At 51.1% G+C, this 16,964-nt stretch carries 12 protein-coding genes and 5 tRNA genes; 16 read left to right on the forward strand and 1 reads right to left on the reverse strand.

The window, feature by feature from the left end:
• Positions 1–8: 8 nt before the first annotated feature.
• The 5 genes from aroE (at position 9) to ACTQZS_RS09510 (ending at position 6,041) form a co-directional block, all read left to right on the forward strand.
• A complete protein-coding gene (gene aroE / locus ACTQZS_RS09490) occupies positions 9–881 on the forward strand; it encodes a shikimate dehydrogenase (RefSeq protein ID WP_441475589.1) in 873 nt (290 codons plus the stop codon).
• Between the two features lie 218 nt (positions 882–1,099).
• The gene (locus ACTQZS_RS09495) at positions 1,100–1,630 is read left to right on the forward strand and encodes a shikimate kinase (protein WP_441475590.1); all 531 of its coding nucleotides are present in this window, start codon (positions 1,100–1,102) and stop codon (positions 1,628–1,630) included.
• 63 nt (positions 1,631–1,693) lie between these two features.
• Entirely contained in the window at positions 1,694–2,827 is a 1,134-nt protein-coding gene (locus tag ACTQZS_RS09500; RefSeq protein ID WP_441475591.1) for a DUF362 domain-containing protein, read from the forward strand.
• Between the two features lie 217 nt (positions 2,828–3,044).
• Positions 3,045–4,394: a serine/threonine transporter SstT gene (gene sstT / locus ACTQZS_RS09505; RefSeq protein WP_441475602.1), complete on the forward strand. Its 1,350-nt coding sequence runs from the start codon at positions 3,045–3,047 to the stop codon at positions 4,392–4,394.
• A gap of 24 nt (positions 4,395–4,418) precedes the next feature.
• Entirely contained in the window at positions 4,419–6,041 is a 1,623-nt protein-coding gene (locus ACTQZS_RS09510; protein ID WP_441475592.1) for a Na+/H+ antiporter NhaC family protein, read from the forward strand.
• 218 nt (positions 6,042–6,259) lie between these two features.
• On the opposite strand, the gene ACTQZS_RS09515 is transcribed toward ACTQZS_RS09510, so the two are convergent.
• The gene (locus ACTQZS_RS09515; RefSeq protein ID WP_441475593.1) at positions 6,260–7,717 is read right to left on the reverse strand and encodes a nicotinate phosphoribosyltransferase; all 1,458 of its coding nucleotides are present in this window, start codon (positions 7,715–7,717) and stop codon (positions 6,260–6,262) included.
• A 429-nt stretch (positions 7,718–8,146) separates the two neighbouring features.
• Here ACTQZS_RS09515 and ACTQZS_RS09520 point away from each other — a divergent pair, with 429 nt between their 5' ends.
• The 11 genes from ACTQZS_RS09520 to ACTQZS_RS09570 all read left to right on the forward strand — a co-directional run bounded on the left by ACTQZS_RS09520 (position 8,147) and on the right by ACTQZS_RS09570 (position 16,647).
• Entirely contained in the window at positions 8,147–9,334 is a 1,188-nt protein-coding gene (locus ACTQZS_RS09520; RefSeq protein ID WP_441475594.1) for a cation diffusion facilitator family transporter, read from the forward strand.
• A 170-nt stretch (positions 9,335–9,504) separates the two neighbouring features.
• Positions 9,505–9,576, forward strand: a tRNA-Glu gene (locus ACTQZS_RS09525).
• A 26-nt stretch (positions 9,577–9,602) separates the two neighbouring features.
• Positions 9,603–9,675: transfer RNA gene (locus ACTQZS_RS09530), tRNA-Thr, on the forward strand.
• 4 nt (positions 9,676–9,679) lie between these two features.
• Positions 9,680–9,753 (forward strand) — tRNA-Ile (locus ACTQZS_RS09535).
• Between the two features lie 54 nt (positions 9,754–9,807).
• Positions 9,808–9,881, forward strand: a tRNA-Asp gene (locus tag ACTQZS_RS09540).
• Positions 9,882–9,928: 47 nt separating this feature from the next.
• Positions 9,929–10,001, forward strand: a tRNA-Val gene (locus ACTQZS_RS09545).
• A 382-nt stretch (positions 10,002–10,383) separates the two neighbouring features.
• Positions 10,384–11,670 carry a pectin acetylesterase-family hydrolase gene (locus tag ACTQZS_RS09550; RefSeq protein WP_441475595.1) on the forward strand — a complete coding sequence of 429 codons (1,287 nt, stop codon included), beginning with the start codon at positions 10,384–10,386 and terminating at the stop codon, positions 11,668–11,670.
• Between the two features lie 171 nt (positions 11,671–11,841).
• Positions 11,842–13,131 (forward strand): 2-hydroxyacyl-CoA dehydratase subunit D, encoded by a 1,290-nt coding sequence (locus ACTQZS_RS09555; protein ID WP_441475596.1) that lies wholly within the window; start codon positions 11,842–11,844, stop codon positions 13,129–13,131.
• A 69-nt stretch (positions 13,132–13,200) separates the two neighbouring features.
• Complete coding sequence (locus tag ACTQZS_RS09560; RefSeq protein ID WP_441475597.1) at positions 13,201–14,937, forward strand: acyl-CoA dehydratase activase; 1,737 nt, start codon at positions 13,201–13,203, stop codon at positions 14,935–14,937.
• A gap of 175 nt (positions 14,938–15,112) precedes the next feature.
• On the forward strand, positions 15,113–15,541 hold the full coding sequence (locus ACTQZS_RS09565) for a hypothetical protein (protein WP_441475598.1): 429 nt from the start codon (positions 15,113–15,115) through the stop codon (positions 15,539–15,541).
• Between the two features lie 248 nt (positions 15,542–15,789).
• Positions 15,790–16,647, forward strand: a complete 858-nt coding sequence (locus ACTQZS_RS09570) for a tyrosine recombinase (RefSeq protein WP_441100984.1) — start codon at positions 15,790–15,792, stop codon at positions 16,645–16,647.
• Positions 16,648–16,964 lie beyond the last annotated feature (317 nt).

Here is a 16,964-nt window from a genome sequence, read left to right on the forward strand (position 1 = left end):
AATATATCATGGATTATAAGATTGATGGTCACACGACGCTGCTTGCTCTGATCGGCTCTCCGGTCGGCCATTCCGGCTCACCTGCCATGTACAACTATAGTTTTCAAAGACTTGGGCTGAATTATGTCTATACAGCCTTTGATGTGAAGGAGGATGATGTGCCGCAGGCGCTCGATGCCATGCGGCTCTTCCACATGCGCGGCATGAACGTAACCATGCCGGACAAGATTGCGGCGGCAAAGTGTATGGATGAGCTTTCGCCGGCTGCCCGTATTATCGGAGCAGTGAACACAATTGTCAACGAGGACGGAAAACTGATCGGTCATATGACCGATGGCGTCGGATTCGTTGATAATCTCCGGGATCATGGCGTTGAGGTAAAGGGGAAAAAGGTGACCATAGCCGGAGGAGGCGGAGCTGCCACCGCAATCCAGGTGCAGCTCGCACTCGATGGAGCGAAGAAGATTTCTATATTTAACATCAAGGATAACTTCTTCCAGAGAACGGTGGATATGGCCGCCAGAATCAGGGCGGAGGTTCCGACCTGTGAGATCAACGTCTATGATCTTGCGGACGTGGCAAAGATGACACAAGAGATTCAGGACAGCGATATCATGGTTAACGCGACGATTGTCGGGATGAAGCCGCTCGATGACCAGAGTGTGGTCAAGGATCTTTCTGCCTTTCATGAAGGACTTGTGGTTGCCGACACTGTTTATAATCCGGAGGAGACAAAACTCCTGCGTGAGGCGAGAGAACACGGCCTTCAGACCATAAACGGAAAGGGCATGCTGCTCTGGCAGGGAGTGGCGGCATTCAAGCTGTATACCGGAGAGGATATGCCGGTAGAGGAAGTGAAGGAACGGTATTTTTCTGACTGATGTCGTAGAAATATTGAAGAGGATCGCGCGCGAACTACATGACTGTGCACGAATCACGTAAGTGCGCATGAATCACATGACAGCGCACGAATCACGTAAGTGCGCATGAATCACATGACTGCGCACGAATCACGTAAGTGCGCATAAATCACATGACAGCGCACGAATCACGTAACTTAGCAGGAACCACACGAATAAGACAGATAGGGGATCCGGATATGGAACAATTATTTGATTACAACATTTTCCTGATCGGCTTTATGGGCGCCGGGAAGTCAACCGTCGCGAAATATCTCAATCAGACCTATGGGATGAAGGTGATTGAGATGGACCGGATGATTGCGGAGCAGGAGGGCATGAGCATCCCGGAAATATTTCGGACGCAAGGAGAGGAGTATTTCCGGAAGCTTGAGACCTCTCTGCTGGTCGGAATGAAGAACCAGCGCAATACAGTTGTGTCCTGCGGGGGAGGCGTTCCGATGCGGGAGGAAAATGTAACTGCCATGAAGAAAAACGGAAGAGTTGTGCTTCTTGACGCGAAACCGGAGACAATCCTCGAGCGTGTGAAGGACAGCCATGACCGTCCGCTGCTTGAGAACCATAAAGATGTAGAATACATCGCTGAGCTGATGGAAAAGCGCCGGCCAAAGTATGAGGCGGCTGCGGATATCCGCATCGCGACGGACGGACGGAGCGCATCTGAGATCTGCGAAGATATGATCCGCCAATTAAAAAAAGAGGTCAGATGAGTCGGCTATCCACAACATGAAGATCGTGGGCTTCCGCCTGCGGCAAAGGAAAGGATTTCATTTATGAAGGACAATCAGATCTGGAAAATATACGGAACAGCGTATAAGGAGATGACGGTCCAGCTTCTGAAAAGTACGGATCTCGCGGGACGGATCCGTGATCGGAAACGCAGGATCTGCATCAAGCCGAACCTGGTGTGCCCCTCTCCGGCGGATTTCGGAGCGACAACGCATCCGGAAATCGTGGCGGGAATCATCGAGTACCTGCAGGAAAACGGATTTGAAAACCTGATGATTGCGGAGGGATCCTGGGTGGGTGACCGGACATCAGAGGCATATGAATACTGCGGTTACCGCTCGATATCGGAAACGTATGGTGTGCCCTTTATTGATACGCAGAAACTGAAATCACATGTCATTGACTGCTGCGGTATGCAGCTCCATGTCACGGATGTCGTGGATGCGTATGATTTTCTGATCAATGTTCCGGTCCTGAAGGGGCATTGTCAGACGAAGATGACGTGTGCGCTGAAGAATTTGAAAGGGCTTCTTCCAAATTCGGAGAAGCGGCGCTTTCACAAAATGGGACTCCATGACCCGATCGCTCATCTGTCCGGAGGCATTCACCAGGATTTTATTGTGGTTGATCACATCTGCGGCGACCCTGATTTTGAGGAGGGCGGGAACCCGCTTGTGAGGAACTGCATCATGGCGTCCGCGGATCCTGTACTGACCGACTGCTATGCCTGCTATCTGCTCGGCTTGCGTCCGGAGGAGGTCCCCTATGTGATCGAAGCCGGACGGCTGGGAATCGGCAGTACGGATTTTGCACATGCGCAGATCGTGACAATCCAGGGTGCAGACGGCGCCTTCAGGATCAGTCGGCCGGAAGAAGACGGAGAGGAAGAGGCAAGAACGGAGCAGAACCGGGTTCTTGAGGTCGCCTATGCTGTGGATGAGGTGGATTCCTGCAGCGCCTGCTATGGGAGTCTGGTGCCGGCGCTGATCCGTCTGAAGGAGGAAGGTCTCCTGGATCAGTTGAATGACAAGATTGCCATTGGTCAGGGTCAGCAGGGGAAAAAAGGAAAGCTTGGGATCGGAAAGTGCACCAGGGAATTCGATTATTGTGTGATGGGATGTCCTCCCGATGAGGACAAAATATACCGGGAACTGAAGCGATATATCGAATGTCAATGATGCGTTTCAATACAATAGAAAACGCCAACGGCGCGTTGCAATACAATAAAACGGCAATGGTGCATAAAAACAATAAAAGTACTTTAAGGTTCTATAAAAGGTATTTTTTTCAGCGCTTCACTGTGGTAAAATGATGCAAGGTTAATACACGGGTGAAGCTGTGCTTCTGCCAGCTCCGTAAAATGAGGAGGAACATTGTATGGCTTTTTTGAATTTTCTGAAGAGGGCTGCGAAGAAGTATAACGATACCAGCCTGATTCTGCGAATTTTGTGCGGAATCATCATTGGTATTGCTCTCGCTTTTCTGCTTCCCGGCTGGAACTGGCTTGAGATTCTGGGGAATCTCTTCGTCGGCGCACTGAAAGCGATAGCCCCGGTTCTGGTTTTTGTTCTGGTCAGCGGAGCTCTTGCGCAGGGATCCGGCAAGCTGGACAAAAGGTTCGGCAACGTACTGTTTCTGTATATGCTGACAACCTTTCTGGCGGCTTTTGTCGCAGTAGTTGCCAGTTTCGCCTTTCCGCAGACCCTGGTACTGACCGGTGTGGAAGCGGCACAGGCCGATACCGTTCCGCAGGGAATCGGAGAGGTCATGAAAAACCTGCTGATGAATGTCGTGTCAAATCCGGTCGACGCACTGGTAAATGCGAATTATATCGGCGTTCTGTTCTGGGCGGCACTGTTTGGAGCTGCGATGAAGCAATTTGCCGCCGATACCTCAAAAAAATTCATGTCAAATGTATCTGAGGCAGTGTCACAGGTGGTGCGCTGGATCATCAACTTCGCTCCGTTCGGAATTATGGGTCTGGTGTTCACCACGGTGCATGAGAACGGTCTTTCCATTTTCACAACGTACGGAAAACTGCTGCTGTTGCTTGTGGGATGCATGGCTTTCGAATCTCTGCTTGTCAATGGAATTGTTGCCTGGATTCATCTGCACAGAAATCCATATCCGCTGATCTGGAAGTGTATCAGGGAGAGTGGCATTACGGCGTTCTTCACCAGAAGTTCCGCGGCAAACATCCCGATCAACATGTCACTTTGCAAACGCCTCGGCCTGGATGAGGATATGTATTCGGTGTCCATACCGCTTGGAGCGACCATCAATATGGACGGCGCGGCGATCACCATATCCGTGATGACACTTGCGTGCGCACATACGATGGGGATCACTGTTGATATACCGACCGCTTTGATTCTCAGTGTGCTCTCCACCTTTGCTGCCTGCGGTGCCTCCGGCGTAGCCGGCGGGTCTTTGCTGCTGATTCCGATGGCCTGCTCACTGTTCGGAATCTCCAATGATATTGCCATGCAGGTGGTTGCTGTCGGATTCATCATCGGGGTAGTACAGGATTCGGTTGAAACGATGCTGAATTCGTCCGGAGATGTTGTGTTTGCCGCCATCGCGGAATACAGAGTGTGGCTAAAAGAGGGCAGAAGACTTCCGGGATTCATGTACACAGAGAAGGAACGGAAGAAAATGGGAATCTCCAGGGATTTCCAGGGCGACACCAAGGAAGCCATGAGGGAGCAGACGATCTCGGAAAACGCCGAGGGAGAATATAAATAACAGACAAGTCTGAGGGGGATGAAAATGGACAAGAAACCTTCAAAAACCAGGAAAATGATCTGGTTTATTATTATTGCGGCAATGATTGTTCTGCTGGTTGTCGCCGCGGTTACGACAACCGCGGATTCCGTAAAGGAGACGGCGTGGGCGCTGCTCCCGCCGGTCATCGCGATTGTTCTGGCACTGATCACAAAGGAAGTGTACAGCTCCCTGTTTTTTGGAATCCTTGCGGGCGGCCTGCTCTTTTCCGGGTTCTCTTTTCAGGGCACACTGAATCATGTGTTTCAGGACGGAATCATTACCGTTCTCGCTGATTCCTACAACGTCGGAATCCTGGTATTCCTTGTGATGCTTGGTATCCTTGTGGCGCTCATGAACCGCGCCGGAGGATCGGCAGCCTTCGGAGAATGGGCGGGAAAACACATCCGGACGAGAGTAGGAGCACAGCTGGCTACGATTCTCCTGGGTTGCCTGATCTTTATTGATGACTACTTCAACTGCCTGACGGTGGGATCGGTTATGAGGCCGGTCACAGATAAGCATCACGTATCCAGAGCGAAGCTGGCCTATCTGATCGATGCGACTGCCGCTCCGGTCTGCATCATCGCTCCGATTTCATCCTGGGCAGCAGCGGTTTCCGGCTTCGTGGAGGGAAAGAACGGCATTTCTCTGTTTGTACAGACGATTCCGTACAATTTCTATGCGTTGCTGACGATTGCCATGATGATTACGCTTACCGTAACTAAAACGGACTATGGTCTGATGGCCATACACGAGAAGAATGCGATTGAGAACAATGATCTGTACACAACGCCGGATCGTCCGTACGCGGATTCGGAAAGTCAGAAGATCAGCTCCCGCGGAACCGTGTTTGACCTGATCATCCCGGTTGTCGCACTGGTGATCTGCTGTGTAATCGGCATGATCTACACCGGCGGTTTTTTCAGCGGCAAGAATTTTATTGATGCCTTTGCGGGCAGTGACGCATCGGTAGGCCTGGTGCTCGGCTCCTTTGTCGGACTGGTGATTACACTGATTCTCTATCTTGTAAGAAGAGTCCTGTCCTTTAAGGAGTGCATGGATTGCATACCGGAGGGCTTCAAGGCGATGATCTCTCCGATCCTGATTCTTACCTTTGCATGGAGTCTGAAGGCGATGACAGACAGCCTTGGCGCGAAGGAATTTGTCGCTGCCATCGTGAAGAATTCCGCGGAAGGCTTCATGAACTGGCTGCCGTGTATCATTTTCCTGATCGCGGTGTTCCTGTCCTTTGCGACCGGAACCTCCTGGGGAACCTTTGGTATTCTGATTCCGATTGTGGTAAATGTATTTGAGGGATCGGATTACAGAATGATGATCATTGCGATGTCCGCCTGCATGGCAGGAGCTGTGTGCGGCGATCATTGCTCGCCGATTTCGGATACCACAATCATGTCCTCGGCAGGAGCGCAGTCAAACCATCTGAATCATGTGATGACACAGCTGCCCTATGCTATGACATGCGCGGCGATTTCATTTGTGACATATATTATTGCCGGATTTACAAAATCGGCATGGATCTCGCTTCCGTGTGGAATTGTAATTCTGATTGCTGTGATCCTTTTTCTGAAACAGCAGGAGAAGAAGAGGGGATTTGTAGAAAGGTGACCGAAGGGTACATAACCCTGTGAATAGCAGAAAGTTAGGGGCTGCCGCACGAAGTGATCCGTGCGGCAGCCCCTTTAACATAGGTTTAGCCTGATGGCCCGTGCAGGTACTTTTCCTGCGAAACGGTGAGCCGGGCAGATGATTTTTTGACATAGTAAATGTCCGCGTAAAGGTATATTGCACCTTAGTCAGAGCATACGAAACCAGACAGATATGCGTTATTTTCTGCTCATTTCGTGAAAAAGTTTCTGCTTCATCTCGTACAGCCTGTCCGAGAGGTCTACATAGACCTCCTGTGGATTCGTGAGCCGCTTTGTCTCGTCCCAGAGCGTGTTCTTCTCGTCTGTACAGATCTTTTGTATTTCCATTGTGGAGGGAGAAACGTAGCTGCAAAGCCCGTTTCGGAAGATCGGAATCAGCAGTTCGCGGATCCGGTAGGTTCCGCCCTTGAGCGTTGTCTTTTTCCACGTTGCGTTCGGGTCGAAGATCGTGATGTCCTTTTCGGGATCAAACTTCTCATCGGCGAGGGCGATGAGATCTGCGCGGATTTTTCCGGTTTGTTTGTCATAAAAACGGAAGATGGTCTTGTTGCCCGGATTCGTGATTTTCTCGACATTCTCAGAAAGCTTGATCTTCGGTACAAAATCCCTGTCATTTCTGTTTTTGATGGCAGCCATTTTGTACACGCCGCCGAAGGCGGACCAGCCGTTTGAAGTGATGAGGTTGGTGCCGACACCCCAGGAATTGATCCGGGCGCCCTGCTGCTTGAGAGACGTGATCAGATATTCATCAAGGTCGCTGGAGGCGGAGATAATCGCGTCTCCGAAGCCTGCCCCGTCAAGCATTTCATAAGCTTTTTTGGAGAGGTATGCGAGGTCTCCGGAATCGATCCGGATGCCGTATCCCTTCATCGGAATACCTTCGTCGCGCATCTCCCGGAATACCTGAATTGCGTTCGGTACGCCGGACTTCAGTACGTCATAGGTGTCGACCAGGAGGATGCATGCGGAAGGATACAGCTTTGCATAGGTACGGAAAGCGGTCAGCTCATCCGGGAAACTCATAATCCAGCTGTGGGCATGCGTCCCCTTCACCGGCACATTGAAGAGTTCGCCGGTCAGGACATTAGAGGTGCCGATACATCCGCCGATCACAGCGGCGCGGGCGCCCCAGATGCCGGCGTCCGGACCCTGGGCGCGTCTGAGACCGAATTCCATGATTCCGTCGCCCTTCGCGGCGTCAACGACACGGGACGCCTTTGTGGCGATCAGAGACTGATGGTTGATAATGTTCAGAAGTGCAGGCTCGATAAACTGGGCCTCCATCAATGGTGCAACGACCTTGACGAGCGGCTCTCGCGGGAAGACAACGGTTCCCTCCGGGATTGCGTAGATATCCCCGGTAAAATGGAAGCCTCTCAGATACTCCAGAAAATCGTCGTCGAACAGACCGAGACCTCTCAGGTATTCGATATCCTCCGGAGAAAAATGAAGATTGCGTATGTAGTCGATTACCTGTTCCAGGCCGCAGGCTATGGCATAGCCTCCGTTGCATGGGTTGTTGCGGTAAAAAGCATCAAAGACGACGATCTGATCGGTTGGATTCTTGAAATAACCCTGCATCATGGTCAGTTCATAGAGATCGGTCATCATCGTCAAATTTCGATTATCTGCCATTATTCAAACCTCCGCTTATTCTGTTGATGTAATGACCAGAATCTGACGAAGTCCGGTTTTATATATATCTAAAAACAAAGATGTTCTGTCAGATGTAAGTTGCAAAAAGTATAACACTCCGGAGAGCAAAATACAACCGGCGAAAGCGGCGCCAGTGCTGAATTCCGGTTATGCTGCGGCGCGCATTCTGGCATAAAAATTGCATATTACGACCGGCACAGGCCACATGCGATTCCGGGGCGCGGCAACCGGTCTGCACCGGATCCAGGACTGATCTGCGGCACAGGCCACATGCGCTTCCGGGACGCGGCAACCGGGCGTTCCACAGGAAAAGACAGAATTATAATGACAGATTGACACGGTATACTCTGACAGAGTAGAATCGAAGAACGACGAAAATGCAAATATGCTCGGGCATAGGGGGACAGGATGACGGAATTTCTGATTCGGAAATTTGTAAAGAACTATCAGAATACAGATGATACCAGGGTGCGTACGGCTTACGGGACTCTCGCGGGCATCACCGGAATCGTCTGTAATTTTTTTCTATTTGCGGTAAAGCTGAGCGTAGGACTCTTCATGATGTCGATGGCGGTTATCGCAGACGCTTTCAATAACCTGTCGGACGCGGTTTCCTCCGTGATCAGTCTTGTTGCGATGCGGATGGCGGGAAAACCCTCCGACAAGGATCACCCTTTCGGACACGGAAGAATGGAGTATATCGCCGCCCTGCTCATATCCGTTCTGATTGTAGCTGTCGGTATGGAATTTCTGAAAAGCTCCGTTGAAAAAATCAAAAATCCTGAGGCACTGAACTTTTCCGCCGCAGCAATTGTATTTCTCTTGATATCGGTGGCAGTCAAGCTCTGGATGTACTTTTTTAACCGGAAAATCGGCAGGAGAATCGGATCGGAGGTAATGAACGCGACGGCGATGGATTCTCTGTTCGACGCGATCACCACGACTTTGACACTGGTGTCCATCGGCGTGTATTTTCTCTTTGATATCAACATCGACGGTATTGCGGGGCTCATTGTATCATTTGTAGTCATCTATGCGGGCGTCGGAATCGTAAGGGATACCGTGAAACCCCTTCTCGGAGAAGCCATGGATCCCGAGCTGGCAGATAAGATCGGGAAAATCGTCGAGAGTGTCGACGGAGTGGCGGGCGCGCACGATCTGATCATACACAGCTACGGACCAAACCGCTATATTGCGACCATACATGTGGAAGTGTCTGTGAAGCACACCCTGGAGGAGGGACACAATATTGCGGACCAGGCCGAGAAGAAGGTGCTGGATCAGCTGGGAGTTGTGCTCGTCGTCCATGTCGATCCGGTGGAACTCAGTGACAGCAGAGTGCTGAAGATCCGGAATGAGGTCACCCGGGTTCTGAACATCCTGGATGAGGAACTCAAATTTCACGATTTCAGGGTGAATTTCGAGGGCGAAAAAGCTCTGATTTCCTTTGATCTGGTCGTTCCTTACTCGTATTCACAGGAACAGGAACACAAGGTTGCGAGGCAGGTTGTCAGTCTGATGAAGGAGATCAATCCGGATTATGAATGCACGATTGTGATTGACAGAGGTATTCTGGAAGAGGTCGCGCAGCCGTGACACAAACAAAAAAACATATCATACACAGAATTCGTTGTGGTTTCTCCACGGTGACGCAACCAAACAAAAAAACCAAACAAAAAACAGGCAGGAAATTTTAAAAAAGTCCTTGCCTTTGCCTTTAGAATATGTTAATATTTCATGCGTGCCGTAAAGCACGCATAACATAAGGCCCGGTGGTCAAGAGGTTAAGACATCGCCCTTTCACGGCGGTAACACGAGTTCAATTCTCGTCCGGGTCACTTCTTATGAATCGGGTAAGACTTATGCCGATGTGGCTCAATTGGCAGAGCAGCTGATTTGTAATCAGCAGGTTATCGGTTCGAGTCCGATCATCGGCTCTATGGACCTTTAGCTCAGTTGGTTAGAGCAGTCGGCTCATAACCGATCGGTCCCGGGTTCGAGTCCCTGAAGGTCCATTTTAAACACAGCCTTGTGTTTACTGCTTACCTGATTATAAGAAAATAGTTTGTGGCCCGGTGGCTCAGCTGGTTAGAGCGCCGCCCTGTCACGGCGGAGGTCGTCGGTTCGATCCCGATCCGGGTCGCTTTATTCTGAACTGCTTCACGGCAGATTCGGAGTTCATATGTGTATGGGATCTTAGCTCAGCTGGGAGAGCATCTGCCTTACAAGCAGAGGGTCACAGGTTCGAGCCCTGTAGGTCCCATATTTTTTGTACGCACGGGCTTTGGCCTGTGCTTTTTTTACGCTATAAGACCAACCGCAATGCTCGTGTATCAGTCGAACCGCAATGTTCGTGTATCAGTCCAGCCGCAATGTCCCTGGTCCGCAGGGAGCTGGTTCACAAGAGGGCAGGAACATTCGCAGCACGAAAGATGCGAAGGATAACAGGGCTGTAAAATCCTTGCTGAACATAGTTTGGTGAACAGCAACAAGTGACGCAGGGACTTAGATAGTATGTGGCGCTTTCGTCTTGTGCGCGGACGGTCAGAAATGATATGATAGCGATATCGATAAGATCTTCAGGCAGAAAGCCGCTTCCCGGGTATGTTTTCAGAACGGCGGAGCGGGCACGGGTATTCAGAGAAATGAGCGGAAAGAAAAAAAGATCGTGGATAAGCGAATACGAGACAGCGTTCGGTGAGAAAATCTCAGCACATGGGAAGCCGGAAGAACATCACGGTGAACAGAAAGAACGGAGCCGGAGTGCGATGGGACGGCTCGGGGACCTTGCGGAAAATGTTATCGGCGCGGAGATCGAGAAGCGGTTTGAATCTCCGGTGCTCGAAGGGGAACCGGAGACGGATGTCTGGTACCGGATCCCGATACCCCGTGGAAAGTCCGGAGATGGCTCCGAGTACCACATCTATATCAAAAAGGGCATAGTCAACTGTACCTGCGTCTTTCTGTCGGGCGGAGGAGTCGCGTGGAATGAATATACCGCGGCGCGTCCTGTTACGGGCGGGAAAGTGGCAGCCGGGCTTCCGAATTATTACTGGAACAATCTGCGGCCATTCACACAGATCATGAACATCAATACAGGAATCACGGAAATCGGAAACCAGCACAATCCCTTCAATGACTGGAATTTCATTGTCATTACTTACGCGACCGGTGATTTCCACGTCGGGAAAAACGATTTTCACTATATCGCAGAGGACGGAACAGAGCAGATCCTCCATTTCCATGGATACGAGAACTTCACGGAAGGCATGAAAGCGGGGACCGCTTTTTTTCCAAGGCCGGACAAGCTTCTGATTGCAGGGGACAGCGCAGGCGCCTTTGCGGTTCCCGCCGTCACAACACCGATCCTCGAGGATTTTTACCCGGAATGCAAAGATGTGACAGTATTTTCGGACAGCGGCCAGCTGAATTATAAAAAATGGAGGCAGACAGCAAAGGAGGTCTGGAAGACGGATCCGGTGTACTGGGAGCCGCTTGGCTCCGGCAATATCACAGTGGACTGGTACCGGCAGCTGTATCGGATCTGGGGCGACCGGATCCGTTACCTGTATGCCGGGTCGCCGAGAGATTATCTGCTTAGCTCCTACCTGAATGACGTGCTGACTCATCAGTACGGAACCAATGCGGAAGTACAGGAGGAGTATTACCGCGAGATGCAGCGGATGATCCGCTCTCTTAAGGAGATTACACCGAAATTCGGAATGTTTATTTACAATTTCCGGAATCTGAGATGGTTCCTCGGGGGCACTGTTCACACTACGGTCCGGCACAAGAGGTTCTATTTTCTGACGAAATCAGGGAAGACCATGGCAAAATGGCTCGGGGACGCGGTGAACGGTATGGTTTACGACTGCAATATGGATCTGATGAGCGGCGAAGATACAGGGTCAGACTTTATGGAGGAACGGTGAGAACCGGATGAACCCGAAGTACAAGACCAGATGAACCTGAAGTACAAGATCGGATGAACCCGACGTACAGGAGCTGTTTCAAGTGGAACAGAAGAGTACGCAGCCAGTGACAGGTTTTTTTCAGAACCCGGGACATTCGAGTGATCTTAGAGGAAACAGGAAGGAAATGTAATGGCAGACATGATTCAGAAGTTCGGCAATCTTGTGGACGCACAGATTCCCGATCATCCCAATGCGGCAAGGAGGCTGCTCCTTGCCGCATATTATGCGAAAAGAGTTCAGCTGAAGAAGTTTCCGCCGAAAGAACTCAGCCCGGCAAGAAACGACATGGCGGTTACATCGATGAATGCGGTGATTCATCCTCTGGTACATCCGGAAAAAACAGGGCTGGTCAGTATTTTTACCCCCTGCGAACTTCTTCAGACCTACGGAATCTATCCTATGGTTGCAGAGGCGATGTCCTGTTATATTACAGGCGCGGACGCGGAACGAGGATTCATTGACTATGCAGGTGAGGAGGGCGTGCCGGAGACATTCTGCTCCTATCACAAGATTCTGCTGGGAGGTATTCTGTCGGAGGTAATCCGAAGGCCGCGGTTCATCGTCAACACCTCTCTCGCCTGCGATGCCAACAATCTGACATTCCGCATGGCAGCGGAGCATTACCATGTGCCGCATTTCTACATCGATGTGCCGTATGAGTGCTCGGAGGAGTCTGTCCGGTACACGGCGGACCAGCTGCGTGAATTCGCGAAGTTTCTCGAGGAGGATCAGAAGAAGCCTCTTGACATGGAAGAACTGAAACGAAGAGTCGCGGTTGGAGGAAGGACCATGAAGAAGCTTGCCGCATGTCAGACGCTGAAGCATGACCTCTATCTGTCGAATGACATCACGGATGAGCTGTATGAGGTATTCGGAAATCATGTTCTGCTCGGGATGCCGGAGGTCGAGCGGTTTGCGGATTCGCTTCTTCGGGATCTGAAGAAGGCGGAGCCGTCAAGGGGAATCCGCATTCTGTGGATGCACACCATTCCCTTTTATCAGAAGCCGCTCCGCGAAATGCTGAATTTCAGCGACCGGTGTCAGGTCGTGGCATGTGATATGAACTACGACGAGTATTGCGAGGTGGATCCGGAGAAACCGTTTGAAAGTATGGCGAAACGGCTGGTTTATGATTCATTTAACGGACCATCGGACCGGAGAATCCGAAGAAGTCTCAGTATGTGCCGGAAGCTGGACGCGGACGGCGTCGTGTATTTCTGTCACTGGGGCTGCAAGCAGACGCAGGCAGCGGCGCAGAATGCCAGGGCAATTCTGGAGGAAAACGGGTATCCGACCCTGATTCTGGACGGTGACGGATGCGATTCCGGAAATTCGAGCAACGGACAGATTGCGACGCGGATGCAGGCGTTTATCGAAATGCTGGAAGCCAGAAAAGCCGGAAGTACAGATGGAAGATAGGGCAGAAATTCGGATGACAGGACAGTCGGATGAAAGATAAGGCAGAAATTCAGATAACAGGACGGTCAGATGATATATTACATGTGTAAATACACCCCGCTTGAGATTTTCGCGGGGTTTGGCGAGCAGACGCAGAGACTTGCCCCGATGGGGGATTCTTTTGAAGCTGCCGAGAGCCTCGGCCACCCGAATATGTGCGGCTACGGAAAAGGAATCCTGGAGGCCGCTCAGAATCCGGAGGTTCAGGAGCTTGTGCTGGTCAGCTGCTGCGACGTGGTGAAGAGAATCTATGACATATTAAAGCGGCAGGGAAACCAGAGGTTTTTATATCTTCTCGATCTTCCGCACAAGACCGGTGCGGCGGAAGAAAGATATATGGAAGGGCAGATCCGCGGCCTGATATCCGCATACGCGGCGTACAGCGGAAAGCAATTTGACGCAGCGGCAGTGCTTTCGCAGTGGCCCTCTGCTGCCGGATGCGGCATGTGCGGGACGGTAAAGACAGAGTCTCAGAGAAAGAACAGTCAGGAGCATGTCGAATCCGAACAGGCATACATCAGCCTGCAGGGAGCGCACAGCCGGGAGGAGTTCCCCGAGATGATCCGAAGAGTAACGGGGATTTCCGTTCGTGACGACACCTGCACCGGAAACCGGAATGTAGAGCTTCCTGAGGAAATTTTCGCGGCCTGCCGAAGGGAAAAACAGAACGGGACAGAGTCGGAGACCGGCGCGGAGAATATCCTGATCCGCGCGTACGCACATGCGCTTCTCCATCAGATGCCCTGCATGAGGATGGCAGATGTGAAATCGCGCGGGGAACTCGGCAGAAATTCGCTCGGCATTGTGTATCACACCATGAAGTTCTGTGATTATTACGGCTTTGAATATGCCGCACTTAAGAAGAATTCCGAGAAACCGATCCTGAAGATCGAGACTGACGGAACCGGCCAGAACAGCGGACAGATTTCTACCAGGCTTGAAGCTTTTGCAGAGAGCCTTCATCTGAAGACAGAGAGGAAGAGTATGAGCGGTACGGGAAATTATACGGCGGGAGTGGACAGCGGCTCGTCCAGCACGGACGCCGTTATACTGGACCAGAACGGAAAGATCGCGGGATGGGCGATTGTGAGCACCGGGGCTGGCGCTTCATCCGGGGCAAAGAAGGCACTGGACGAGGCTCTTCGGAAGGCGCATCTGAGCCGGGAGGATCTGCGCGGCATCGTCTCTACAGGATACGGAAGGGAGACCATCGGAATCGGTGACGCTTCCGTCACAGAAATCACCTGCCATGCCAGGGGTGCGCATTATCTGGATCCGGAGGTCCGCACGGTTATCGATATCGGCGGACAGGATTCCAAGGTCATCCGGATCGACGAAAACGGAACGGTTCAAAGCTTTGTGATGAATGATAAATGTGCGGCGGGAACCGGGAGATTTCTGGAGATGATGGCAAAAACCATGGAGCTTTCCATGGAGGACATGAGCAGAATCGGATTGAAGTGGAAGAATGAAACACAGATTTCCAGTATGTGCACGGTGTTTGCCGAATCCGAGGTAGTATCGCTGATTGCCCGCAATACAGCAACCGCTGACATCATTCACGGACTGAATGTCTCAGTGGCGAACCGGACCGCCGGCCTTGTAAAACGCGTGCACGGGGAAGGCGCGTACATGATGACGGGAGGCGTTGCGCGAAACCGGGGAATTGTAGAGGCTCTGAGCGGGCGGATCGGTGAGAAAATCCGCGTATCGGAATATGCGCAGCTCTGCGGAGCCATTGGTGCCGCCCTGATTGCGGCAGAATAATTCTGCAGCCATGGGAGAATATCGGATACACGCGCAGCTCTGGTGATCTGCGAGGTATTCTTTTTGGGGTGGCAAAAAGGAACGAAACGTTTTACAATGTTAACAGCAGGGATATAAAGCTTAGAAGCAGCGATGCAGCATAAAATGATTTAGAATTAATCGGAGGTGTTTATCCATGGATATGAGCAGGGGCTCGAAATTCAAGGACGGGATACGGATCGCGGCTGCCGCGTACCTGATCTATCTCGGTGTGAAGGTAATCGGTGATGTGATGAAGGGGGTGACCGAAGGCCGCCAGATCCTTTTTGTGATCTTCGGAATTGTGTTTATTGCTGTCGGAATCTGGATCGGACTTTGGTCGGTGAAAAGCCTGTTAAAGGAAGCGGAAAAACCAGACGACGGATCCGGGACGGAGGAAAATGACCGCAATATAGAGAATTCAGAATCTGTGACCGCGAAGGAAGATCCGGAGCGGATCGAAGCGGGCGCAGCAGCGCCGGAGCATGGTGAATCAGAGCAGGCGGAACAGAAGGACGCCGAATCAGAGCAGGCGGAACAGAAAGATGCCGAATCAGAGCAGGCGGATAAAAATCGTACAGAATAAGGGCACGTGCGTGTAGTTTTCGCACAAGAAAATAATAAAATTTTTGTGAAAAAATAATGTGGCACAAGATATGGTAGACATAACAAAACAGCGTGCGTACATCTGGTACGAAGGCACAGGAAAAGCTGTTTTTATGCCTGCTTCAGCGGTTTTCCGCGTTTGCATTTAAAAATATTTTTGCGTATAATTGATTTATTTTGAAGGGTGAATTGCTTTTATAATATTTTAAAACAGAAGGTTGAAGTATTATGATAAATGCAATTCAGGAAAGTGCGATAGAGGAATATATTTCGTATCTGCACAATGAGAGAGAGACCTCCTATAATACAGAGATCTCTTACGAACGAGACTTGAAGAAAGCGGCGGATTACTTCTCGGAAAACGAGATCTGTGATTTCTGTCTGGTGACAGAGGTGAACCTGCATTCCTACCTGCTCTATCTGGAGGAAAATCACAAATCAGCCGCCACAGTATCGCGAAGCATTGCTTCGCTTCGCTCCTTTTTTCAGTACCTGGTGCGCAGCCGGAGAATCCAGAAGGATCCGACGGAGAATCTGAAACCGCCGAAGGTGGAGAAGAAGGCGCCGGAGATACTGACTGTTGATGAGGTTGACCGGCTGCTTGCGCTTCCGGACCGCAGAACGGCGAAAGGAATGCGCGACAGGGCTATGCTTCAGCTTCTTTATACGACCGGGATGCGTGTGAGCGAGCTGGTTCACCTGAAGATGGGGGATGTGGACCTGGAATTCGGTTACCTCACATGCAGTGATCATGACAGAGAGAGAAGAATACCGCTGGAGCAGGGAACGAGGATTATTGTCGAGGAGTATCTGGATTCCGCCCGTATGGAGTTGCTGAAAGGGAAGGAAAGCGAGTACCTGTTCTGCAATTGCTCCGGTACGCCGATGAGCCGGCAGGGATTCTGGAAGGTTTTGAAGAGCTATGCGTCGGGGGCGGGAATTGAAAAGGATATCACACCGCATACGATGCGTCATTCCTTTGCGGCGCACCAGCTCCAGAAAGGAACGGATCTGAAAAGGGTCCAGCAGATGCTCGGACATGCCGATATTTCAACGACACAGATCTATTCCAGAATCATCGGTTAGAGTATACGGGTCAGAGGAAACAGCAGAGAATGATCTGCAGAGAATCCCTGGGGGAGAGTTTCTGAAAGAAATAGAGAAATGATCCAGGGAGATTTCAAAATTAATTTTTGAAGTATCGGGGAAAAAACAGGGAGGAAGGAACTGCATCAGCGGTTCCTCCCTCCCTGTTTTTTACGCGAACAGTGAGCCGCAGCCGAATGCGAAGCATTCGTGTGCGGCGAGCGTCGCGATAGCGAGATAAAACTCGCGCAGCGTGTTTTATCTCGTTGGTGCGCCCGGCGGGCGCACGTTCCAAAGGGTGAAAGTCCCGACCCCGC

Origin of the sequence: Bilifractor sp. LCP19S3_H10, assembly GCF_052119185.1 — a bacterium.
Classification (GTDB): Bacteria; Bacillota; Clostridia; order Lachnospirales; family Lachnospiraceae; genus Bilifractor.